Annotated in this window: 22 protein-coding genes; 12 read left to right on the forward strand and 10 right to left on the reverse strand. The window is 68.6% G+C overall.

What is annotated here, in order from left to right; all coding sequences use genetic code 11:
- Positions 1-144 precede the first annotated feature (144 nt).
- The 4 genes from DPQ64_RS19070 to DPQ64_RS02660 form a co-directional block, all read right to left on the reverse strand.
- Entirely contained in the window at positions 145-318 is a 174-nt protein-coding gene (locus DPQ64_RS19070) for a hypothetical protein (RefSeq protein WP_167599492.1), read from the reverse strand.
- A 328-nt stretch (positions 319-646) separates the two neighbouring features.
- The gene (locus DPQ64_RS02650; RefSeq protein ID WP_115862805.1) at positions 647-1,249 is read right to left on the reverse strand and encodes an NUDIX hydrolase; all 603 of its coding nucleotides are present in this window, start codon (positions 1,247-1,249) and stop codon (positions 647-649) included.
- Between the two features lie 342 nt (positions 1,250-1,591).
- Positions 1,592-2,086, reverse strand: coding sequence for a DUF7109 family protein (locus tag DPQ64_RS02655; protein ID WP_115862806.1), 495 nt, complete (start codon positions 2,084-2,086; stop codon positions 1,592-1,594).
- A gap of 305 nt (positions 2,087-2,391) precedes the next feature.
- Positions 2,392-3,492 carry a pyridoxal phosphate-dependent aminotransferase gene (locus DPQ64_RS02660; protein WP_115862861.1) on the reverse strand — a complete coding sequence of 367 codons (1,101 nt, stop codon included), beginning with the start codon at positions 3,490-3,492 and terminating at the stop codon, positions 2,392-2,394.
- Between the two features lie 418 nt (positions 3,493-3,910).
- Between DPQ64_RS02660 and DPQ64_RS02665 the strand changes: the two genes are divergently transcribed.
- The 8 genes from DPQ64_RS02665 (at position 3,911) to DPQ64_RS02700 (ending at position 11,786) form a co-directional block, all read left to right on the forward strand.
- Positions 3,911-4,267, forward strand: coding sequence for an ester cyclase (locus tag DPQ64_RS02665; protein ID WP_115862807.1), 357 nt, complete (start codon positions 3,911-3,913; stop codon positions 4,265-4,267).
- Between the two features lie 309 nt (positions 4,268-4,576).
- The gene (locus DPQ64_RS02670) at positions 4,577-5,530 is read left to right on the forward strand and encodes an SDR family oxidoreductase (protein ID WP_115862808.1); all 954 of its coding nucleotides are present in this window, start codon (positions 4,577-4,579) and stop codon (positions 5,528-5,530) included.
- A 92-nt stretch (positions 5,531-5,622) separates the two neighbouring features.
- Positions 5,623-6,819 carry a DHH family phosphoesterase gene (locus tag DPQ64_RS02675; RefSeq protein ID WP_115862809.1) on the forward strand — a complete coding sequence of 399 codons (1,197 nt, stop codon included), beginning with the start codon at positions 5,623-5,625 and terminating at the stop codon, positions 6,817-6,819.
- Between the two features lie 605 nt (positions 6,820-7,424).
- Entirely contained in the window at positions 7,425-8,513 is a 1,089-nt protein-coding gene (locus tag DPQ64_RS02680) for an aldo/keto reductase (RefSeq protein ID WP_115862810.1), read from the forward strand.
- Between the two features lie 148 nt (positions 8,514-8,661).
- Positions 8,662-9,822 carry an MFS transporter gene (locus DPQ64_RS02685; RefSeq protein ID WP_115862811.1) on the forward strand — a complete coding sequence of 387 codons (1,161 nt, stop codon included), beginning with the start codon at positions 8,662-8,664 and terminating at the stop codon, positions 9,820-9,822.
- Positions 9,823-9,892: 70 nt separating this feature from the next.
- The gene (locus DPQ64_RS02690; RefSeq protein WP_115862812.1) at positions 9,893-10,312 is read left to right on the forward strand and encodes a hypothetical protein; all 420 of its coding nucleotides are present in this window, start codon (positions 9,893-9,895) and stop codon (positions 10,310-10,312) included.
- A 48-nt stretch (positions 10,313-10,360) separates the two neighbouring features.
- Positions 10,361-10,612 (forward strand): hypothetical protein, encoded by a 252-nt coding sequence (locus DPQ64_RS02695; RefSeq protein ID WP_115862813.1) that lies wholly within the window; start codon positions 10,361-10,363, stop codon positions 10,610-10,612.
- 67 nt (positions 10,613-10,679) lie between these two features.
- On the forward strand, positions 10,680-11,786 hold the full coding sequence (locus tag DPQ64_RS02700) for a glycosyltransferase family protein (protein WP_115862814.1): 1,107 nt from the start codon (positions 10,680-10,682) through the stop codon (positions 11,784-11,786).
- 345 nt (positions 11,787-12,131) lie between these two features.
- Here DPQ64_RS02700 and DPQ64_RS02710 read toward each other — a convergent pair whose 3' ends face one another.
- Positions 12,132-12,455 (reverse strand): hypothetical protein, encoded by a 324-nt coding sequence (locus DPQ64_RS02710; protein WP_115862816.1) that lies wholly within the window; start codon positions 12,453-12,455, stop codon positions 12,132-12,134.
- A gap of 99 nt (positions 12,456-12,554) precedes the next feature.
- Here DPQ64_RS02710 and DPQ64_RS02715 point away from each other — a divergent pair, with 99 nt between their 5' ends.
- Genes DPQ64_RS02715 through DPQ64_RS02725 form a run of 3 tightly spaced genes read left to right on the forward strand, consistent with a single transcriptional unit; the run spans position 12,555 to position 14,489 of the window.
- Positions 12,555-12,905: a winged helix-turn-helix domain-containing protein gene (locus tag DPQ64_RS02715; protein ID WP_115862817.1), complete on the forward strand. Its 351-nt coding sequence runs from the start codon at positions 12,555-12,557 to the stop codon at positions 12,903-12,905.
- Positions 12,898-13,212 (forward strand): DUF7521 family protein, encoded by a 315-nt coding sequence (locus DPQ64_RS02720; protein ID WP_232820465.1) that lies wholly within the window; start codon positions 12,898-12,900, stop codon positions 13,210-13,212. Before DPQ64_RS02715 ends, DPQ64_RS02720 begins: the two co-directional genes overlap by 8 nt.
- On the forward strand, positions 13,209-14,489 hold the full coding sequence (locus tag DPQ64_RS02725) for an ArsA family ATPase (protein WP_394338827.1): 1,281 nt from the start codon (positions 13,209-13,211) through the stop codon (positions 14,487-14,489). Before DPQ64_RS02720 ends, DPQ64_RS02725 begins: the two co-directional genes overlap by 4 nt.
- A gap of 55 nt (positions 14,490-14,544) precedes the next feature.
- On the opposite strand, the gene DPQ64_RS02730 is transcribed toward DPQ64_RS02725, so the two are convergent.
- Positions 14,545-15,378 (reverse strand): SDR family oxidoreductase, encoded by an 834-nt coding sequence (locus tag DPQ64_RS02730; RefSeq protein WP_115862819.1) that lies wholly within the window; start codon positions 15,376-15,378, stop codon positions 14,545-14,547.
- A gap of 549 nt (positions 15,379-15,927) precedes the next feature.
- On the opposite strand from DPQ64_RS02730, the gene DPQ64_RS02735 reads away from it, so the two are divergent.
- On the forward strand, positions 15,928-16,362 hold the full coding sequence (locus DPQ64_RS02735) for a DUF5791 family protein (protein ID WP_115862820.1): 435 nt from the start codon (positions 15,928-15,930) through the stop codon (positions 16,360-16,362).
- 379 nt (positions 16,363-16,741) lie between these two features.
- Here the strand turns inward: DPQ64_RS02735 and DPQ64_RS18525 are convergent, their stop codons facing one another.
- From DPQ64_RS18525 to DPQ64_RS02755, 4 genes are read right to left on the reverse strand one after another with little or no spacing between them, the layout of a single operon-like run.
- Positions 16,742-19,852, reverse strand: coding sequence for a DUF7286 family protein (locus DPQ64_RS18525; RefSeq protein WP_157971558.1), 3,111 nt, complete (start codon positions 19,850-19,852; stop codon positions 16,742-16,744).
- Complete coding sequence (locus DPQ64_RS02745) at positions 19,849-20,424, reverse strand: DUF7284 family protein (RefSeq protein WP_157971559.1); 576 nt, start codon at positions 20,422-20,424, stop codon at positions 19,849-19,851. Before DPQ64_RS02745 ends, DPQ64_RS18525 begins: the two co-directional genes overlap by 4 nt.
- Entirely contained in the window at positions 20,421-20,861 is a 441-nt protein-coding gene (locus tag DPQ64_RS02750) for a DUF7285 family protein (RefSeq protein ID WP_115862822.1), read from the reverse strand. Before DPQ64_RS02750 ends, DPQ64_RS02745 begins: the two co-directional genes overlap by 4 nt.
- Positions 20,842-21,318, reverse strand: coding sequence for a DUF7283 family protein (locus DPQ64_RS02755; RefSeq protein WP_115862823.1), 477 nt, complete (start codon positions 21,316-21,318; stop codon positions 20,842-20,844). Before DPQ64_RS02755 ends, DPQ64_RS02750 begins: the two co-directional genes overlap by 20 nt.
- Positions 21,319-21,395: the final 77 nt, after the last annotated feature.

Here is a 21,395-nt window from a genome sequence, read left to right on the forward strand (position 1 = left end):
GTTCCGCGACGCCGTCTGTGTGGCGTCTGCTGGCTCCCGATTCGGCATGGTCGGGACTGGCGCGCTATCTGCCTTAAAATTGTGGTTCGGGGACCGTCGCGGACCGAGCGGCCCGTCTACGCGTCGGGGCCGACCACCCGGCCGTTATCCGCCGCCGCCCGCGACGCCGCTGCCGATGGCCGCGCCGCAATCGTTGCAGGCGACCACGTAGAATCGCTTCGAGGACCGGAACAGTCCCGCCATCTTCGCGTCGAGGTCGAGGAACTCCACGTCGGACTCCTCGGCTATCTCGCCGTCGCATTCAGGGCAGTGTACCATGCCGCCGGAAGTTCCGGGAGCCGCGGTAAGTGTTTTCTGCCCGAGCGGTCGGCGTTCGACGGTTTCCGCGATGATCTCCACATTCCACCCGGTGCGTGCTGCGCGGCGCTCTCGTGCGCCGCGCAAAGCGCGCGAGGGACGAGAAGCGCAGCGGAGCGAAGCGCAGCGAGCATCGCAGGAGGCTGGGGAGGCCCGAGGCCCGCGGTCGCGGTGCGGTGCAGTGCGGTGCTATGCGGTCGCGGTGCGGTCACGCCGATGCCTCGGCAGTAGCTAGCTTCGTCTCACCGTTCACCGTCGTAGCTCCTTCTCACCGCTCACCGTCTCGTTCTCAGTTCTGTCGAACGTCCGCGTCCGGGTCCACCACGCGGTCGACTCGCTCGGGGACCTCCCAGCCGGTCGTCAGTTCGAGGAACTGGACCAGAATCCGGCCGGTCGCGCCCCACACGGTGTAGCCGCCGACATGGAAGAAGTGGACCACGGCCTCGCCGTACTGGGGATGCTCGCGGCGCTCGCTCTCGTAGTTGTCGGGATTCAAAAACTCCGATAGCGGCAGTATCGCGATCTCGGCCACCTCGCGCTCGTCCGGGACGTACTCCCGGTCGGGCACCCGCGCGACGTACGGCGTGATCGAGTACTGACTCGTCGTCCGGATGTCGTCGAGCCGACCCACCACCTCGGCCTCCTCGGGGCGAAGGCCGATCTCCTCGTTGGCCTCGCGGAGCGCGGTCGCGCGCAGGTCCTCGTCGCCGGGTTCGCGACCGCCGCCGGGGTAGCTCATCTGGCCGGCGTGCTCTCCGAGGTGGTCGGCCCGCTTGGTGAACAGCAAGTGGTCCTCCCCGTCCCGCTCGACCACCGCCGCCAGCACCGCCGCGTCGTGTTCCTCGTCGGTGATCTCCCGCGGGACGTGGTTGGCCACGCGCCCGAGTTCCATACCGCTATCGTCGTCCCCCGCGACCTTAATTTTCTCGACTACGGAAACGCGATGCGGGGATTCGTCGGTGGAAGACAATAGACGTGTGCGACCACACAGCAACCGTAACTGTGGTCTTGAAAGCCCTCGGCGGCTCGCGGTCGCTCAGCGACATATCCTCGCTCGCTGCCGCTCGCTCGGATAGCGGTCGCTGAGACGACCAAGCGTTGCGCGAGCCGCCTCGCCCTTTCAGTCCACCAGGAAGTAGCTATTTGGCCGAGCAGTACCCCAGAAAGTCGAGCCTCCCCACGCATTTCCGGTCGTCCGACCACGTGTGCTCACCCGTGCGACAAATCCCGTCGCTCACTCGAACGCCCGGTCGAGCGTCTCGCGCACGTCGTCGGTATCGACGGGAGCCCACGCTTCGAGGTCGTAGCTCACGTCGAGCAGTTCCTGCGCGCGCTCGGCGTCGCCCGCCGCGGCGACGGTGCGGGCGTCATCACGCAGTCGCTCGGCGACCGCCTCGCCCATCCCCTCGCGGTCGATCTTCCGGTCCGGCGCGTCCAGGATGTGCGGCAGGTCCTCGCCGTTCTCCGGGACCGTGGGGAACGCCGCGGGACCGGCGACGAGGACTGATTCCGTGTCGTCCGCGGCGGTATCGGCCCGCTCGGACTCGACCTCTGTCTCCACGAGATAGTAGTCCTCGACCGCGCGCTCGATTTCGGCCGCGAACGCGTCGCGGTCGACGTCCTTGCCCTGCTTGAACGCGAGTTCGACCAGCGCCTGTTCGAGTTCCGCGCGGGTGAGCCCCCCGAAGAGGTCGACCACCCCGGCGAGTTCGTCTGTCGTGTCGGCCATTCGTTACGGGATAGGGGTCGCGGCCGGGGCTTAGTTGTTCGGGACATTGACTGAGTCGTGTTCAGATACGCCAGTCGGACCACCAGGGGGTCTTCGAAAGCCCTCGGCCGGTTCCGGTCCCGCGGCTCGCTGCGCGCCTCGCTCCCTGCGGTCGCTGCAGTGCTTACGTCGCCGGGGTTCCCGGAACCGGCCTCGCCCTTTCAGTCCACCAGGGATGTGGATTGATCCACCGAGGAACGTCGCAAACTGGTCACGCGTATCTGAACACGACCACAGATGCGACTCGCTCGAAGCAGAGACTGAATTCAGCCGAAGTAGTCGGCGAGCCTGTCGGCGGCCTCCTCGACGTGCGGGCTCACCAGCGCGAAGCGGAGCCAGTCGCTCCGGGACTCGCCGAACGCCTCGCCGGGCATCCCCGCGACGCCGGCCTCGTCGACGAGTCGCTCGACGTTCTCAAGCGTGCCCGGGAAGTCGGGGAAGCGGGCCATCACGTAGAAGCCGCCGTCCGGGCTGGTGTAGTCCGCGCCCGCGGCGTCGAGCGCGCCGGTGAACGTCTCGATGCGCTCGCGGAGGAGTTCGCGGTTGGCCTCGTAGTAGGCGGGGTCGGTGTTCCGGAGCGCGTGGAGCACCGCGTACTGGCCGGGCCGGGTCGTCGCGACGTTGGTCAGCATGTGGCGCGTCTTGGCCACGTCGACCAGCGATTCCGGGAAGATAGCGTACCCCACGCGAAAGCCCGTGATGGCGAACGTCTTCGAGTACGAGTCGGTGACCACGCGGTTGTCGGCGTCGAACGACAGCGCGGAGGTGAACTTGCCGGAGAAGTCGAAGTGGTCGTACACCTCGTCGCTGATCAGCAGCGCGTCGTTGTCCTCGGCGACCGCGAGGAGCTCGCGCATCGTCTCCTCGTCGTACACCGCGCCGGTGGGGTTGTTCGGCGAGTTGACGAGGATGGCGGCGGTCTCCTCGCTCGCGGCTTCGCGCACGTCCGCGGGGTCGAGCGAGCCGTCGTCCGCGGCGGGGACGTACCGCGCGCTCGCGCCGAGCATCGTCGTCTTCCCGGGGTAGTACGGATAGACCGGGTCGGTGAGGACGAACTCCGAGCCCTCCTCGCGCTCTAGCGCGCGGGCCATCGCGAGGTAGTTGGCCTCTCCGCCGCCGTTGGTCACGATGACCTGCGATGGGTCGACGTTCCGGCGCTCGGCGATCTCCTCGCGGAGCTCCCGCAGGCCCTCGCTTGGCGGGTACTGGAAGTCCGCGCCGCCGAGGTCGGCGTACTCGTGCAGGCCCTCGCTGATGGCGTCGGGCGCACCCCAGTCGGGGTTGCCGCTCACCATGTCGACGACGTCTCGGTCGGCATCGGCCGCGTACTGCATCACGTGGAAGAACAGCGGCGTGTCGTAGTCCATGCCCGGACGGTTGCGCCGCGAACAGGTCTTTCTTTCGCACCACGGCGACTGTTGCCCCCAAATCGGCTCGATTTCGGACTCGTTTCGGTCACTCTCGTCTGCGATAGCCGCCGAGTCGATGGTGTTGGATTCCAAGTGCGAACTCGAAATGTAGATTACAGATATTCGACCCGGCGCGCGCGAGCAACGCGTGCGAGGGACGAGTAGCGCAGGCCGAAGGCCGAGCAACGCAGGAGGTTGGGGAGGTCTGAGGCTCGCTGTCGCGGTTGCGGATGCAGTGCGGCTTCTCCGATACCTCGGCAATGGTTAGCTTCCCTCGTCAAAAACCGCGTGACAAACGGAAAAATGACTGTTATTTCACATCGTAACGACTGTCACCGTCAAAACAAACTACACCCTCGACCACGTTGACGAGCGCATGGGAACCGCAGATCCACGACGCGTTCGCGACTACTACGAGTACATCGACGCCGAGGACTACGACGCAGTATTTGAACTCTTCGCCGACGACGTGACCTACGAGCGTCCGGGGCAGTCGAGCCTCTCGGGGATGGCCGAGTTCCGCGAGTTCTACCTCGAAAATCGACCGCTCGAAGACGGAAGCCACGAGGTCCACGACGTGGTCGCTGAGGGCGACACCGTCGCGGTCCGCGGGGAGTTCTCCGGCGTGCAGGACGGCGAGGAAGTCTCGTTCGGCTTCGCGGACTTCCACCGGTTCGACGACGAGGGCGAGATCGTCGCCCGCTGGACGTACACCGACCGCGACGAGGTGTAGCACCGACGGAGAGTACAGTGAAGTGAAGAACACTTGCGTTGATCACTGGGTGACGTTCAGAACGCAACTGAAATTGACGAGACGTTTCCGAAAGCCCTCGGTCGCTCGACTCCCGCGACTCGCTGCGCGCTTCGCTCCCTCCGGTCGCTGTAGTGCTTGCCTCGTCGGGGTTCGTCGAGCGACCTCGCCCTTTCAGTCCGCCAGGGCATGGTTGTTCCACCGAGCGAAGCTGGGGACTAGTTGCGCTTATTTGAACACCACCTTCGCCGCCGTCGCGGGAGTTATCCGCCCCCGAGCCAATCACCGAGTATGGACGTGGCGATACTCGGCTGTGGATACGTCGGACTGGAACTCGGCCGCCAGTTGACCGAGCGGGGCCACTCGGTGGTGGGCGTCCGGCGCTCGGACGCCGGCCTCGACGCCATCAGGGACGCCGGCTTCGACGCGGTCCGGGCCGACGTGACCGACGCGGACTCGCTGGACGCCGTACCGGACGCGGACGCGGTCGTCTTCGCGGCGAGCTCGGGCGGTCGAGATGCGGCGGCCGCACGCGAGGTGTACGTCGAGGGGCTTCGGAGCGCGGTCGACCACTTCGCGGCGCGCGAGTCGCCTCCCGAGCGACTGGTCTACACCTCCAGCACGGGCGTCTACGGCGACCACGGCGGCGACTGGGTCGACGAGGAGACGCCGCTCGACCCCGCGACGGAGAAGGCCGCGGTGCTGGCGGAAGCCGAGCGCGTGGCGCTCGAAGATGCTCCGGAGCGGGGCATCGACGGCACCGTCGCGCGATTCGCTGGCCTCTACGGTCCGGGCCGGACCCGACTGGAGCGCTATCTGGCGGGGCCGGTCACCGAGGGGTATCTCAACATGGTCCACCGCGACGACGCCGCCGGCGCGATCCGGTTCCTGCTCGACGAGGACCTCGCTCGCGGGACTACTGCGGGCGGAGAGGTCGTCTTGGTCGTCGACGACGAACCCGTCTCGAAGCACGCGTTCGCCGACTGGCTGGCCGACCAGTGCGGAGTCGAGCACCCGCCCAAGCAGACCGTCGCGGAGCGGCTGGAGGACGCGGCCGATGCCGATGCGGCCTCGGACTCTGACTCGGACTCGGACTCTGCTTCCGAGCGAGTCACGCGGCGACTTCTGACGAGCAAGCGATGCTCGAACGACAAACTGCGGGACCTCGGCTACGAGTTCGCCTACCCGACGTTTCGAGAGGGGTACCGGAGCGCCATCGAGGCGTATCTCGGCGAGCGGGACTGAGGACTCGCAGGGTTCGTCGCCTCGTTCAGTCCGTCCCCATCACGGTTCGTATCGGGAAAATTTCTTGTTCGTGCGGGTAGTCATAGGAAATCATGCAACTCCCGGTCCTCCCGGAACTGCAGGTTCGGGACCTGCTACAGTCGGCCGAAGCGTACGGCCTCGACTCGCCCGAACTCGCGGGAGCCCTCCTCCTCGGTGCGCTCGCGCTGGTCGCGTCGCTGTGGCTGGTCGTCCGGTGGATCCGGCGACCGATGGGCGCCCGACTCAGGCGCGCGCTCGCCAAGCGCGACGAGATCGCCATCCTGATGCACCCCAATCCGGACCCCGACGCCATGGCGTGCGCTATCGGGGTCGCGCATCTTGCCGGCGAGGTCGACACCGACTCCACGCTCCAGTTCCCCGGCCAGATCCGCCATCAGGAGAACCGGGCGTTCCGCGCGGTGCTCGACCTCGACCTCGGGAAGATCGAGCACGTCGACGAGGTGGCGGCCGACGACGTGGTGCTGGTCGACCACAACACGCCGCGGGGGTTCGAGGGGGCCGAGCGACTCGAACCCTACGCGGTCGTCGACCACCACCCGGGCAACGGCACCGGCGAGCGCTTCACCGACCAGCGGACCGACTACGGAGCCTGCGCGACCATCATCGCCGAGTACCTCGACGACGTGGGCGGGACCCCGGTCGGCCCGGAGGACTCGGACGCACAGGCGGAGACCGACGGCCTCGTCGTGCCCTCGGAGATCGCCACCGGACTCCTCTACGGCATCCAATCGGACACCAAGCACCTTACCAGCGGCTGCACCGCGGCCGAGTTCGAGGCCGCGTCGTACCTCTACGGCGGCATCGACGAGGATCAGCTCGACCGAATCGCCAACCCGCAGATGAGCGCCGAGGTCCTGGAGGTCAAGTCGAAGGCCATCTCCAACCGGGACGTCCGGGGCTCGTTCGCGGTCAGCGACGTGGGCCGGATCGGCAACGCCGACGCCATCCCGCAGGCCGCCGACGAACTCCTCCAGTTGGAGGGGGTGACCGCGGTGGTAGTGTACGGCCGCCGCGAGGACACGGTCCACCTCTCGGGCCGGTCGCGCGACGACCGGGTCCACATGGGCAAGGCGCTCGAAACCGCGGTCGACGAGATTCCGGGTGCCAGCGCGGGAGGTCACGCTCGGATGGGCGGCGGGCAGGTGCCGGTCGACGGCGCGGCCTACGCCAGCGGCGGCGAGGCCGCGATGTGGTCGCAAGCCGAACTCACCGACGACGTGTTCGCGGCGCTCACGGGTGACGTGTGACACTAGTCGTTAGAGAAACCCTGTCTTCGATTCGTTGGAGAAATCTAATTTTAGAACGTTGGCGCGCGCGAGCAACGCGCGCGAGGGACGAGTAACGCAACGGAGCGAAGCGGAGTGAGTAACGCAGGAGGCTGGGGAGGTTCGAGGATGCGGTGCTGTGCGGTTGCGGTGTCTCCTAGGCTCAAGCAGTAGCTAGCTCGAATGTTCTCAGAGCCAACGGAGTTGCAGCGACGAAGCTAGCTACTGCTTGAGCCTCGGCGTGACCGCACCGCACCGCGACCGCGGGCCTCAGACCTCCCCAGCCTCTTGCGGTCCTCGGCCAGAGGCCTGCGGTCCTCAGCCACCGGCGGACAAACCGCGTCCTCCGAGCCTTCGGTCGCTTCGCTCTCGAAGACCTCGCGCGATTTGGCGCGAGATAAACTCGCGCCAGCACGCGCCAGTGTGGAAAGTAAAGCGAGTACGAGCAGAGTGGAGAGTCGAGCCAATTCACGCAGGATAGAACACCAGTCCAGTGCGTGCAGAATCGTTCGACTCAGCATTTTCATCACTCGCCCGATACACCCGAATCCCGCGACCTTATCCCGACGCCAGACCAATTTTCGCGCATGGCCACCGACGAGGGCACCTACGAGTACAAGCTTCAGCACGGCGACGACTTCGGTCGGACCTACTTCCGGCGGTTCGACGGGCTCGCGGTCTCCTCCCTCGGTCTCGGCAGCTACCTCGGCGACCCCACCGACGCGGTCGACGCGCGGTACCGCGACGCCGTTGCCACCGCGCTCGAAAGCGGCGTCAACGTCGTGGACACGGCCATCAACTACCGCAACCAGCGCAGCGAGCGCGCGGTCGGGAAGGCCATCGATGACGCCGACGTGGACCGCGACGCGGTGTTCGTCGCGACCAAGGGCGGGTTCGTTCCGTTCGACGGCGAGCGCCCCGAAAATCCCGGCGAGTACGTCACGCGCGAGTTCGTGGATTCGGGGCTCGTCGCGCGCGAGGACCTCGCTCGCGGCCAGCACGCCATCGCACCGGACTTCCTCGACGACCAGTTGGACAGGTCGCTCGACAACCTCGCTGTCGACCAGATCGACCTTTATTACGTCCACAACCCCGAGACGCAGCTCCACGCCCGCTCGCGCGAGGACGTGTACGACCAACTCGAAGCCGCGTTCACCCGGCTCGAAGAGCGCGTCGCCGACGGCGACGTCGGAGCCTACGGCGTCGCGACGTGGAACGCGTTCCGCGTCGCGGAGGGAGCCGACGACTACCTCGCGCTCCCGGAGGTCGCCTCGCGCGCCCGCAAGGCCGCCAAGGCCGCCGGCAACACCGCGACGCATCTCCGGGCGATCCAGTTGCCGTTCAACGTCTTCATGGCCGACGCGTTCACCGCCGAAGTCCACGAGGGGCCAGACGGACCACAGAGCGCGCTCTGGTTCGCCCGCGAGGCGGGCCTGAACGTGTTCACCAGCGCCAGCATCGCGCAGGGCGACCTCACCGGTGAGATTCCGGCCGACGTGAGCGACCAGCTACAGGGCGACTCGCCGGTCCAGCGCGCCATCAACTTCGCACGGAGCGCGCCCGGCGTCACGAGCGCGCTGGTGGGGATGAGCCGGCCCGAACACGTCGAAGAGAACGTCGCGGCCGGTCGGTTCGATCCGCTCGGCGCGGACGCCTTCGACGCGGTGTTCGAGTAGCGAGGGTCGCCCTCAGCTCTGTTCCGAAAGGTCACTTAGATCGAAAGTGGGCCACAGGTTCCATTCCGCCGGTTTCGGAAGGTTTGACTGTACCCCCAGAGTAGCCCCGCTCGTGTCACGTGGCCGGCTCCTCGCGTCGTTGAGCTCGATGGTGTTTCTGGTGAACCTCGCCAGAATCGTGTTCGCGCCGCTTTTGGACCCGCTGTCGGCCGCGTTCGCCATCGACGAGGGGACCATCGGACTCGTCGCGACGTTGGCGTGGCTGGGCAGCGCCCTGCCGCGGATCCCGGTCGGCTACCTGCTGACCCGGCTCGCGCGCCACCGGGTCGTCCTCGGGACCGGCGCGGTGCTGACCGGCGCGGCGACGTTCACCGCGTTCGCCGACTCCGTGGTGATGCTCGGCGCGGGCGCGTTCCTGATGGGGACCGCCAGCGGCGCGTACTTCATCGCCGCGAACCCGCTCGTCACCGAGTTGTACCCCGAGCGCGTCGGGCGGGCCATCGGCATCCACGGCGCGGCGAGCCAGTTGGCCTCCGTGGTCGCGCCGCTGTTCGTGGGCGCGGTACTGTTCACGTCCTCGTGGCGCTCGGTGTTCGTGATCGTCGCGCTCGTCGCGGCCGTCACGACCGCGCTGTTCTACCGGACCGCGCGCCGGACCGAACTCCCCGACGCGGGGAGCGAGGACCGCGACTTCGTCGCGGCGGCGCGCCGCCAGTGGCCCATCATCCTGAGCGGCGTCGCTATCCTCGGCGCGACGGGGTTCGTCTGGAACGGCCTGTTCAACTTCTACGTCAACTACGTGACCGCGACGAAGGGGCTCGACCCCGCGACCGGTCGGAACCTCCTGACGGTGATCTTCGCGGCCGGGATGCCCGCGTTCTGGCTCACCGGCCGACTCGCCGACCGGGTCCCCCACGTCCCGCTCCTGCTGGCCATCCTGCTGGGATTCGTGATATCGCTGTTCGCGCTGACCGCCGCGCAGGGACTGCTCGTCGTCGCTGTCGTCAGCGCGATCTTGGGCTACGTCGTCCACAGCATCTTCCCCGCCATCGACACCTACCTGCTCGACTCGCTCCCGGACGAGAACCGCGCGAGCGCCTACGCGCTGTACAGCGGCGTGGTGATGATCGTGCAGGCGCTGGGCAGCGTGGTCCTCGGCGAACTGGTCGCGGCCGACTACGCGTACGACGCGGTGTTCCGGACGTTCGGTGTCGGTCTGGTGGTCATCCTCGGCGTGCTGGTGATGCTCTGGCTGGCCGACCTGCTGCCGGAGGGCGGCCGGGACCCGAGCGTAGTCCGCGGGGACTGAACTCCGGAGCACGACGCTCCATTCGTCCAAATGTTGAAATGCGAGGACGGGACGAAAGAGTCCCGAAGGCATGGTCGACACCTCGCTCGCGGCGTTTCGGCTGCTCGAACTCATCGCGCTCCTGTTCCCGGTGGTGGCGCTGTTGCTCCAGCTACAGCACCGGGCGGTGGACGCCGAGGAGTTAGCACTGCAGGGGCTGGTCACCGGAATGGGGCTCTTGATGCTGCTGTCAGTCTCGTTCGTTCTCGTAGCGGTGTACTTGATCGACGCGAACTCGATGCCGCTGTTGCTGGCAATGGCGCTGGGAACGATCACGCTACTCGGCGTTCAGCTACCGGTGATGATCGTTCTCGCGTCGCGAAATCTGCTGAAGCCTGCGAGAGGCCTCTTGGCGTCTCTTGTCGGCGTTGCGGCCAGTGCAACTGTCGAGATTCGCGAACGATTTCGCCACGGGTCCGACGCGTCGGACGAAACGGAGGAACAGAACTAACATGATGGGAATATTACCACGAGTCAGACGAAGAGAGGTCGAACAGACATGAGCAACGTAGAGGCGTCCCAGGAGGCCGGTGCTCGGCACGTAGCCCGCCTCATGGGGTCGACGTTCGTTCTTGCGGACCTGATGTTGCTTGGAGGGCTGGGTTTCGGGTACGTCCTTCCGAGACTGCTCGCGTTTCCGGATCTGTCACTCGTGGAGTTGGGGAGTGCAGCCATCATCGTCGTGCTACTCGGCGTGGTGCAGGTGTTCCTCCTTCCGATAATCGCCATCTTGTTCGGATTCAGGCCCTGACCTCGACGGCTCCCTTGCAGTGGCACTTCCGCGTCCTTTTCAATCTCGCGCTCCCAACCCCGAGTCGATGGAGTACGGACAGGAGCGAATCGCCACCCTCCACGACCTGGCGGGTCACGTGCCCGACGCGCCGACCGACCGCGCGGCCGTGGTGGTTCCGATGACCGAGCGCGAGTACGCCGGGCTCGCAGCCGAGCGCGTCCTCTCGGCACTGGAGACGCTCGCACCCGGGGAAGTGGTGGTTCCGCTGCGCGCGCCCGCCGGGAAGGTCGGCGACTTCCGCGAGTGGCTCTCCGGATTCGACCTTCCGCTGTCGGTCGTCTGGTGCAACGGCCCGGGGGTGTCCGACCTGCTCGACGGCCACGGCCTGAACGGCGACGCGGGGAAGGGCCGGGACGTCTGGCTCGCGCTCGGGGTCGCCGCGGCGCGACGCGAGTACGTGGTCGTCCACGACGCCGACGCCGAGACGTACGAGTCGGCCGACGTGGCGCGACTCCTCTCGCCGCTCGCGGGCGACTACGAGTTCACGAAGGGCTACTACGCCCGGGTCGAGAACGGCCGGCTGTACGGTCGGCTGTGTCGGCTGTTCTACGCCCCGCTCGTGCGCGCGCTGGCGGACGCCCACCCGGACGCGGCGGTGCTGGACTACCTCGCGGCGTTCCGGTACGCGCTCGCGGGGGAGTTCGGGCTGACCGCCGACCTCGCGCGCTCGCTCCGCGTCGAGCGCAACTGGGGGCTGGAGGTCGGCACGCTCGGCGAGGCGTTCGGCCACGCCGGGTTCGAGAAGACGGCGCAGGTCGATCTCGGTCGGTACGAGCACGACCACCGCGCCGTGTCGGGCCCGACCGGCCTCTCGGACATGAGCCGCCACGTCGGCCGCGCGCTCCTGCGAGCGGTCGAGTCCCACGGCGTCGCCCCCGACTACGACAGCCTGCCGGGCCGCTACCGCGAGGCCGCGGACGCCTTCGTCGAGCAGTACGCCGCCGACGCCGCGTTCAACGGCCTCGACTACGACCGCGGCGACGAGCGCGCGCAGGTCGACACCTACGCCGAGGCCATCCGGCCGCCGGGGGAGGACCGGCGGCTCCCGGCGTGGCGCGACGCAGACCTCTCGCCCGACGAGGTGCTGGCGGCCTCCCGCGAGGACGTTGCGGCGGTCCGGGACGGGCGATAGCGATTTGGCGCTGACGCAGTCTCGCACTGGGCTACTGGCTTCCGAGCGTGCGCTCTCTGATCCGTTTCCCAGCGCGCGCTGGCTCGTCCTTCCGGCCCGACGCGCGCTGCGCGGCGTCGTCGGGAGCGTCGCGACCGAAGTCCTCGAAAATCGACGATTTTCGGGATTCGGACAGCGAGCGACGGTCGTGCGTTCGGTCCGGGTCGGGCGCTCCCGGTTCCACGTCGCCGATGGCGACTCTCTCCGTGGTTGCAGGGTCGCTCGCGCCCGTCACAAATCCCGCTCTGCTCCGAGGTCGGCTGTAGTATCAGGCGACCTCACCCGAACGTGACCGACACGCGCGAGTCACGCCGCACTGTCCGGCGCGTACGTGTGGAGTCGATAGATGAGTCGCCCGACGGCGAGGAGGACGGCGACTTCGAACACGGTAGCGAGATACGACGGCGGGTCGGCGAGCGTGAACGCGACGCCGAGGCCGACGGCCGCGAGTCCGATCCGCAGGATGGTGTTCCCCGCCACGTCGGCGACAAAGTCGTCGGGGACCGGCGAGGTCTGGTCGTAGCCCGCGAGCAGGAACGTCCACTGTCGGAACTTGATGAGCGCGCCAAGCGCCACGAGCAGTGCACCCACGGCGAACCATTCGACGGCTACTGAGGCGAAATCTACCATATATCGGCGTTCACACGGGGGAGCAATAAGCCGACTGCACTGTCTCAGCGCGTGAGACACTGGGTGGTTTTATATTTTGGTCCGGACAAAAGCGTCGTCGTGGGGCAGTCGAACCGCCTTGACGCAATCACGCAACTACTCGAAGACGACTGCGTTCAAACCATCCTCAGACAGACGCTCGAAGAACCCATGTCGGCACCCGAACTGACCGAGGCGTGCGACGCCTCCAGAGCGACCGTCTATCGCCGGCTCGACGAGTTGGCCGACCGCGGTCTCGTGACCGAGCGGACGGCTCCAGATCCCGACGGTCACCAGCCGACTGTCTACGCCGCGTCGCTGGACCGCGTCGTCATCGATCTCACCGACGACGGCTTCGAGGTCACCGTGTCGAAGCGCCAGCGCGCGGCCGACCGGTTCACGAACTTCGTCGAGGGGTGGTACGATGGGTGAGCCGTTCGCCGTGGCGCTGCAACTGTCCACAGTCGACCTCGTCTTTCTGCTCTCGGACTACGTCACGATCCTCGTGAGCCTCGCCATCGCGTACATCGCGTGCCGGGGGTACAGCCGCAACGACAGTCGGCCCATGCTGTACATCGCCGCCGGGTTCGTCCTCGCGTTCGGCGGGCCCGGAGGTATCTTCCTCGTCTCGCTGGTCGTCCCGCTCCCGTCGGTCGTGGTCGGTGGCATCACCCAGTTCACCGAAGTCGTCGGCATGCTCGCCATCCTCTACGGCTTCCTCAAGCCCGTCAGGACCTGACGACTCGCCGGGCGACCGCTTCGCCGCGTCACTCCACTACAGAGACCGACGAGTACACAAGTCCCGCCTTCCTACCCCCGGCAATGAGCGAACTCGACGTGGAGCCGGTCGAGCGAATCGACGAGGCCGACCTGCCCGCGGGCGTGGACGCGCCGGAGTACGTCCTCTACGGCGGCAAGGGTGGCGTCGGTAAGACCACGATGGCGGCCGCGACCGGGCTGGCGAGCGCGAAGGGCGGCACCGCGACGCTGGTGGTCTCGACCGACCCGGCCCACTCGCTGTCGGATACCTTCGAGACCGACATCCCTGCGAGGCCCGAGCGCATCCGAGAGGACGTGCCCCTCTACGCGGCCGAGATCGATCCCGAGGCCGCGATGGAGGAGGGCCACGCGCTGTTCGGCGGCGCGGGCGGCGCGGGCGGTGGGGGTGCCGCAACCGGAGGGGCCACCGGATCGAATGCCACCGATTCGGGCAACCCAGACGACCCGTTCGCTACCGGAGCCGACGCGGGTGGCGCAGGCAATGCGAGCGGTGTGAGCGACGCCGGCTCGGGGTCGGGGCCGCTCGGCGGTCTCGGCGACCTGATGGGCGGCGAGAACCCGATGGACACGCTGCTCGGCGGGCCGATGCCCGGCGCGGACGAGACCGCGGCGATGCAGAAGCTGCTGGAGTACATGGACGACGAGCGGTTCGACCGCGTGATCGTCGACACCGCACCGACCGGCCACACCCTGCGACTGCTCGAACTGCCGGAACTCATGGACAGCATGGTCGGGCGCATCATGAAGCTCAAGCAGCGGTTCGGCCAGATGCTGGAGGGGATGAAGGGGATGTTCGGCGGGGAAGGGGCCGATCCGGAGGAGAGTCTCGGCGACCTCGAAGAACTCGCCGACCGCATCGAGCAACTGCGGGCGACCCTGCGGGACCCGAGCAAGACCGACTTCCGGGTCGTGATGGTGCCCGAGGAGATGAGCGTGTTCGAGTCCCAGCGGCTGCTCGCCCAGCTCCGGGAGTTCGAGGTGCCGGTCGGCACCGTGGTCGTCAACAAGGTGATGGAGGATCTGGCGGACGTGACCAGCGCGGTCGACGCCGAGGCGTTCGTCTCGCCGGATCTGGAGGACTGCGAGTTCTGCCAGCGCCGGTGGCAGGTCCAGCAGGACGCGCTCGCGGAAGCGCAGAACGTGTTCCGCGGCCACGACGTCAAGCGGGTGCCCCTGCTGGCCGACGAGGTTCGCGGTGAGAAGGCGCTGGCGCTGGTGGCGTCCTGTCTGGAGTAGCGTCGGATAGAGCGTCGAATCCTTCTCGGAGAACTCGGCGAATCTTCCTCCCGTTTCACCGGACCTTCGACAGTAGCGACAGCCCGAGCCGATAGAGCCGGTCGCGCAGCGACGCGGGGACGAACCGCGCGAGCATCCCCACCTTGGCGACCTGTCCGACCGGGTAGCGCGGGGCCGGGTCGGTCAGGTTCGCGGCGTCGAGGACGGACTCGGCCACGCGGCGGGGCGGAATCGCGCCGGGACCGCCGCCGCCGATGGCTTTGGTATCGTCGAGGATGGAGTAGATGGCCTCGTAGGCGTCCGAGCGTTCGATACCCTCGACCTCGCTCCCGGCGCGCTCGGCGAACGCCGTCTCGACCGGACCGGGTTCGACCAGCACCACGTCGATGCCGTGTTCGGAGACCTCGGGCCGGAGCGCGTCGCTGATGCCCTCCATCGCGAACTTCGAGCCGTTGTAGATACCCATCCCCGGCGTGGCGATGCGCCCGCTGACGCTGGAGACGTTGACGATGGTGCCGGTCCGGCGCTCGCGCATGTGCGGCAGAACCGCGCGAGCGAGCCGATGCGGGCCGAACACGTTCACCTCGAACTGGTCCTCGACGCGCTCGACCGGCACGTCCTCGACCGGCCCGAGCTGGGCGTAGCCCGCGTTGTTGACGAGGCAGTCGATGCGCCCGTGCTCGTCGACGATCCGGTCGACGACGCGCTCGACGTCGTCCTCGTCGGTCACGTCGAGCGAGGCGATGTTCGCTCCCGCCTCGCCCAGCGCCTGCACGTCGGCGGGGTTGCGCGCGGTGGCGTACACCTCCCACCCGTCCTGGAGGAATACTCGCGCCGTCTCGCGGCCGATACCCGACGAACATCCCGTGATGAGGACAGTTTCGGTCACGCTTGCATCGTCGCCCCCCGGACAGTTAAATTTCGTCGCTTCGCGGGTCGAGGGCCGGAATCGGGCGTCGCCGCTTCCGCAGCTTATTTTCCAATCAAATTAACATTGTCTGGTCGTGTTACTCGGTGGGCGCTGGCTCGGCTTTCTATGAGGCTTGTGCTGGTTCATCCTTCCGCCCAACGTGCGCGGGTTCATCTCTCCTGGTCGGCGCGTGCGGGCGCGACCCCCGTGTCGCGCCAACCCGCGCGAGGGACGAGGACCGCAACGGAGCGAAGCGGAGTGAGGACCGCAGGCGGCTGGGGAGGTTCGAGGCTCGCGGTCGCGGATGCGGTGCTGTGCGGTGCGGTTGCAGTGCCGTGCGGTGCGGTTGCAGTGCCGTGCGGTGCGGTCACGCCGAGGCGCAAGCAGTAGCTAGCTTCATTCCGCTAACCATTTTCACCGCGAATCCCGACCGTCGAGGACTGTCCCCGAAACTACCATTCAACTCCCCTCACATCGATTCCATCGCGAAGTGAAACCCCTTTTAGCCGCCGTACCCACAGGTCGGCTATGCTCTACGACGAGGTCGAGGACCCCGCGGAGACGTCGCCCGACCAGCTCTCAGAGGAGTACGTGGCGGAACTGGCCGCGGTCGTCGACTCGCAGGGGGTCGACAGGGTCGCCGACGAGAGCGGCGTCGACCGCGAGACGGTGGCTGCCATCGCGGCGGGCGACGCCGACGGAACGGCTATCCAGCTATCGGACGCGGCGGCGATTCTGGCGGTCGACCCCGACGCGCCCGCGGCGGAGGACGTGCTGCTGGAGACCCGCGACCACCTCCTCATGGGGATGACCACCGCGGTCCTCGACGTGGACACCATGGCGGCCGAGATCGACGCCGACCTCGACGCCAAGCAGATCCAGCAGAAGATCGAGGGTCGGTCGCCGATGACCCTCGGCGAGTACGCCATGCTCCAGCACTTCATCGCGAGTCGACAGCGGTAGACGGTGTATTCATTCGTATGAGCTTCTATACGCTTGGCTCCCCCGAGCTGACCGGGACTACGGTTACCCCGATGCTCGAATATTGAACGATTGACCGAGCTAGCTACTGCCGAGGCATTTGAGTCACCGCAGCCGCACCGCACGGCACCGCAACCGCACGGCACCTGCACAGCACCGCAACCGCACGGCACAGCAACCGCACCGCGACCGCGAGCCTCGAACCTCCCCAGCCGCCTGCGGTCCTCACTCCGCTTCGCTCCGTTGCGGTCCTCGTCCCTCGCGCGGGTTGGCGCGACACGGCGGTCGCGCCCGCACGCGCCGGGCTACAAAAACGGACAAGCGCACGCTAGCTGGAGAGCGCAACCAGTCCAAGCCACGCTCACTCCGACGACCATCCCGAGGACTCCTCCTCGCGGGTCCCGTCGCGGTCGCCGACGCCGGGCGGCCCCGGCGGCACCACCACGGCGACGACGGTCTCGGTCTCGAACGCGACCGGCGCGGTGCGCCCGACGACCTCGCGCTCGCCGTCGCCGTCCCAGTCGAGTCGAACGACGCCTGACTCCCGGACGTAGGTTACCGATTTGTTGGGCGGCCCGTCCGGCGCGCGCACCGCGAACCGGGCGTACTGCCCCTCGACGCCGACAGTCCAGACGTTGACCGTCGCGTACCAGTAGCCCGGCACCGGCGCGACCGGCAGGCCGGCCGGGACCGCGCCGAGCGCCTCGCCGAGGAGCGTTTCGCCCGCCGTCTCGGTCGCGTTGCTGAGGCCGTCCGAGACCGCGTCTTTCAGCGCCTGGCGGGCAATCTTCCGGGCGTCCGTGGTGGTCCGGTTCACCAGCGACTCGGGCGCTCCCGCGACCTCGCGCCGGGCCGCTTCGAGCGCCAGTTCGACTCGCAGTTCGAGCCAGTCGCGGCGGTCGTCGCGCCGAAGCGCGGGCCGACTGCGGACGACCGCGTCGGCGATGGCGCGCGCCGCGGAGCCGTTCGCCACGGCGAGCACTCGCGCGTGGGTCGCGTTCCAGCGCGCGAGCCCCGTCTGGACTGCCGTCCGCCGCTCGGCTCGTGTGAGGTCGAACCGCGACCCGCCGAGCGCCGTCACGAGCCGCCGACGAATCTGCTTCATCGACCCCGCGAGCGACCGTCGAAGCCGGCCGCGCTTCCGTGCCAGCGACCGATTCTCCACCTCTGCCAAGGTGCGATTAGCGGCCCGAAGCGCGAGTGCCCCAGTCCTGAGATCGACGCTGTCGCTCTCGCCGTCCCCGGCGACGGCCGACGCCACCGCGTCCGCGGCGTCGTCGTAGGGCACGGCGAACACGTTGCGATTCCGCGCCGCGAGCGGGTGTCGCTCCTCGCTCTCGGGAATCGCCGCGACTTGCTCGTGGTCGAGCGCGGCCAGCGTGAGGTACGGCGGCGCGCCGGTCACGCTCAGATTCGTCGCCCGGCCGGGGCCGTCGGCGGGCAGCGGTCGCGACGGCGGGACGTCCGGGACGGTCCGCTCGCGGAGTATTCGACGCACCCTGTCGAGCGACGCGCCGGCCTCAGCCAGCGCGCCGTCGATGCCTTCCCGGGTCGCTTTCGTCCGGTCGGCTCGCGCGTCGAGCCGCGCGATTACCCTGTCGAGGTAGGTGGCCCGCGCCGCCACCCGGACCCGGTCGGCGACGCCGTCGTACCGTTGCGGCGCGTCGAGAAGCGCACGTTTCCGGTCACGAAGCTCCGCAGCTAGCTCTCCGGCGGCTGAAGACCCGCCGAGCGTCTCGCTGGCCGCGACCGTCACCGAGACGTTGCGGACGCGCTCGCGCAACGACGCGACGTCGCGGTACACCCACGGTCGCAGGTCGGCGGGTCGCCGGCCCGCGATCTCTCGGGAGCGGGTGTCGAGCGTCCCCGCCACCGCGCGCTCGGCGAGCGCGTCGAAGCCGCCCCGGTCGGCGACCAGCGTCCCGGTCGCGCGGTCCGGCACGCCTTCGAGGTTCGCCCCGCCGAGCGCGCCTCCGCGCTCGTGGACGCCCGCGACCGGACGCGACGGAGCGACCTTCACCGCACCGCTCGCGCCGTGATCGCCCGCGAGTCCGAGGTGGACCTCGAACGTCTCGGACCACCGCTGGACGGTCCGGCGGGCTTGGCGGGTCCCATTGCCGACTTCGCGCCCCCGCGTCCAGTTGGCGATAAGCCTGTGCGTCTGGATCACGCGCCGCGTTTCGGACGCGAGGAGATGCCAGCCGATTGGGGTGCTCGGGGGTCCCCCGGTCGCGTCCGCGACCCGTATCGTCGTCCGGACCTCGGTTCCGGCGAGGCTCCAGTTCGCGCTGGGTGGTGAGGGTTCGGGGCGAGCGTCGGCCTCGACGGTCCGGACTTCCGTGACGATGCGAGCGTCCACGGCGTAGCCCGACCGCAGAATCTCGCCGAGCCCCGTCCCGTTCTCGCCCGTCACGAGATCGGCGAACGCCCGGTCGGCGGTCCGGTTCACGCCGATCTGGAGAGTTCGCTCGCGCTCACCAGTTCTTTCATCCGCCGACACGCCGCCTGGAAGCGGGTTCTCCTCGCGGTACCGGTCTGCGGCCGCGAGGAGCTGCTTCGACCACTCCGAGCCGTAGTGAACGTCTGCGGCCGAGAGCAGGTCGGTCGCGCCCACGCGAGCGGTGGCCCACCGAACCGCTCGTCGACTCGCCGGGTCGCTTCCCCCGAAGGCGCTGCGCTGTTCGCGCAGAATCGCGCCGTTGGTCGCCAGCGCGACGTGACGGTTCGCCACCACGTTCTCTATCGGCGCGCCGCCGTACTGGGCGTAGCCGCGCGCCCACGCCACGGCGTACAGTCGCCCCGTGAGCCGCCGACCGAGGCCGGGCACTAGCGGTCCCCGGTTCAGCCGCGACTCGAACCGCTCGACCCGCTCGTGGAGCGCGAGCGCAGGCGTCGCCACGGTCAGCGTCGGCGAGACGGCCTCGTACGTGACCGTCCGACCGTCCCTCGTCGCCGCGACCGTCACGTTCTCGATACCGACGCGCAGCCCGGCGTTTGTCGCGTTTCCTGCCGACTCGATCTCGACCCGTCGCTTGGCGGCCCGCAGCGCGGTCGCGTTCGCCGTGGCGGGGAGCGATGCCGACCCCCGCACGTCGCGGACTCGAACCTCGACCGAATCGAGCGCCTTCCGAGCCGCGAGGTAGATCCGAATCCGGAGGTAATCGCGATACGGCGTCGAGTCGTTCAGGACGCGGCTCGCGTTGGCACTCGCGGAGGTGCCATTCGCCCCGCTGGCGTTCACTATCTCTGTGACTGGCGCGCGTGCTGCTTCGCGTCCGGCGCGCGCGACCGCCTCTCGGAGCGCGGTGTTGGTCGCGGCGGTCGTCCGATCTACCGCCACGCCGACCGACTCGTCGGTCCGCGGAGTCGGCCCGCCAGCGAGCGTGGCGCTGAGGCCTGCGCTCCCCACGAGCAGGACCACGCCGACGAGCGCGAACGGGACTCTGGCGCGGCGGTCCTCGGCGAACCTCACGCTGACCACCCCTGCGAACCTGTCCGGAACCTCGATTCGGTCGCCTCGCGCTGTCTCGTCGCCGACCACGTCCGCACAGTGAATCGGACCTCTCGCGCGACGAATCCGGCCGCGTGAACGGCCGCGTCCCGCGGTGGTCGGTCGCCGACCACGATTCCGCTCTCGGTGGTGGCGTTCCGGCCGACTGGCCAGCGAGCGACGACTTCCACGCTGGCCTCCGTTCGCCGGAGCGTGCGGTTCAGTCGCTGGGCGACGGCCTCGACGAAGGTGGAGTTCGCGGTGGTGGGTTCGCCGGGAGCAGCGGCTCGAACGTCCGTCCGGACCGCGCTGGCGAGCAGTCCGGCCAACGTGTCGTGGGCCGTCCGGGTTCGGTCCCCAGCCGAGTAGGTGACCCGCGCGGTGCTGGTCGTCAACAGTTCCGCGGTCTGGTCGGCCGACTCGGCGTCGAGTTCCTGTTCCGATTCGCTTTCGTGCAGCGCGCTCGCGAGCGTCATCGCGCTCGCCGAGACCAACAGCAGGCAGAGCGTCGCGTCGAGGAGGGTGCTGACGCCTCGCGCGCTGTTCTCTCTCACGTCCACACCTCCGCGCGGAGCGTCCCGGGTCGAATCTTTCCGGGCGCGATTCGGACGCTCACAGCGAGTTCGGCGGTGTGAGTGGGATTGTCGGCCCGCGACGGCGGCGTCGGCCCGGCGTGCCACGATTGTCCCGCCGCTGCGAGCGTGAGGTTCAGCCGGTAGTCGTCGGGCCCGGCGCGCAGGCCCGCCCGAAGTTCGTCGGGGTCCACGACGCCCGTCTCGGCGACCGCGCGCTCGGCCCGCTCGACGGTCGGGTCCGCGAGATTTCGGTCGGCGCTCGGGAGCGCGGCATCGAGCACGCCGGCGTAGGCCGACAGCGCGATCCCGACAGCGAAGACGGCGGTCAGCGCCGCGAGCGGTTCGACCTGCGCTCGCGCCGACTCGGGGTGTCTATCTCCCAGCCCGCCGGCGGACTCATCCGACCAGTGTGACATTCACGCCCTCCCACGAGACGCGTCGGACGGTCAGTTCGTCGCGACTCCGCCACTCCGGCGTCCGGTCGCGCGCGCTGGCGGCGGCCCGCCGGAAGCTCCCCGTCGAGCCGAACACCGCCTCTGGCGGTGCGCCCCGGAGCACGTCCCGGAGCGCGGTGCCTCTCTGGACGGGTGTCATGGGTCCGTAGGCGAACGTCGCGTGGCCGGTCGCGCTGCCAACCGGGCCGTCCTCACGCAGCCAGATTCGGTAGGGGCCAATCCGCACGGCGTCGACCGAGAGGGGATGGACGCCGGTCGCGGCGTGCCCGCTGGCGGCCACGACGTCGACCGTGTGAGCCGCGCCGGTGGCGTCCGGCGGAGGCGTTCGGGGGAGCGTGACGGCGACGCCGAGCGCGGCGGTACTCGCCACCGCGAGGCCGATCCAGAGATACCACGTCTCGACTGGTGCGTCGAACATGGGCCGGTTTCGTCCCGCCCTCGTATTTAAAAATTCAGGTGGGCTGCAGTTGTAATCGCGTTACCAGTGTCAGGTCG

Source organism: Halorussus litoreus, from assembly GCF_003382685.1.
Lineage (GTDB): Archaea > Halobacteriota > Halobacteria > Halobacteriales > Haladaptataceae > Halorussus > Halorussus litoreus.

Coding starts and splice junctions, on each gene's coding strand:
- DPQ64_RS02650 (WP_115862805.1), bottom strand. CDS start 1,249: ATGGAACTCGGGCGCGTGGCCAACCACGTCCCGCGGGAGATCACCGAC.
- DPQ64_RS02670 (WP_115862808.1), top strand. CDS start 4,577: ATGGACGTGGCGATACTCGGCTGTGGATACGTCGGACTGGAACTCGGC.
- DPQ64_RS02665 (WP_115862807.1), top strand. CDS start 3,911: ATGGGAACCGCAGATCCACGACGCGTTCGCGACTACTACGAGTACATC.
- DPQ64_RS02710 (WP_115862816.1), bottom strand. CDS start 12,455: ATGGTAGATTTCGCCTCAGTAGCCGTCGAATGGTTCGCCGTGGGTGCA.
- DPQ64_RS02655 (WP_115862806.1), bottom strand. CDS start 2,086: ATGGCCGACACGACAGACGAACTCGCCGGGGTGGTCGACCTCTTCGGG.
- DPQ64_RS19070 (WP_167599492.1), bottom strand. CDS start 318: ATGGTACACTGCCCTGAATGCGACGGCGAGATAGCCGAGGAGTCCGAC.
- DPQ64_RS02695 (WP_115862813.1), top strand. CDS start 10,361: ATGAGCAACGTAGAGGCGTCCCAGGAGGCCGGTGCTCGGCACGTAGCC.
- DPQ64_RS02755 (WP_115862823.1), bottom strand. CDS start 21,318: ATGTTCGACGCACCAGTCGAGACGTGGTATCTCTGGATCGGCCTCGCG.
- DPQ64_RS02675 (WP_115862809.1), top strand. CDS start 5,623: ATGCAACTCCCGGTCCTCCCGGAACTGCAGGTTCGGGACCTGCTACAG.
- DPQ64_RS02750 (WP_115862822.1), bottom strand. CDS start 20,861: ATGTCACACTGGTCGGATGAGTCCGCCGGCGGGCTGGGAGATAGACAC.
- DPQ64_RS02685 (WP_115862811.1), top strand. CDS start 8,662: ATGGTGTTTCTGGTGAACCTCGCCAGAATCGTGTTCGCGCCGCTTTTG.
- DPQ64_RS02680 (WP_115862810.1), top strand. CDS start 7,425: ATGGCCACCGACGAGGGCACCTACGAGTACAAGCTTCAGCACGGCGAC.
- DPQ64_RS02660 (WP_115862861.1), bottom strand. CDS start 3,492: ATGGACTACGACACGCCGCTGTTCTTCCACGTGATGCAGTACGCGGCC.
- DPQ64_RS02700 (WP_115862814.1), top strand. CDS start 10,680: ATGGAGTACGGACAGGAGCGAATCGCCACCCTCCACGACCTGGCGGGT.
- DPQ64_RS02735 (WP_115862820.1), top strand. CDS start 15,928: ATGCTCTACGACGAGGTCGAGGACCCCGCGGAGACGTCGCCCGACCAG.
- DPQ64_RS02720 (WP_232820465.1), top strand. CDS start 12,898: ATGGGTGAGCCGTTCGCCGTGGCGCTGCAACTGTCCACAGTCGACCTC.
- DPQ64_RS02690 (WP_115862812.1), top strand. CDS start 9,893: ATGGTCGACACCTCGCTCGCGGCGTTTCGGCTGCTCGAACTCATCGCG.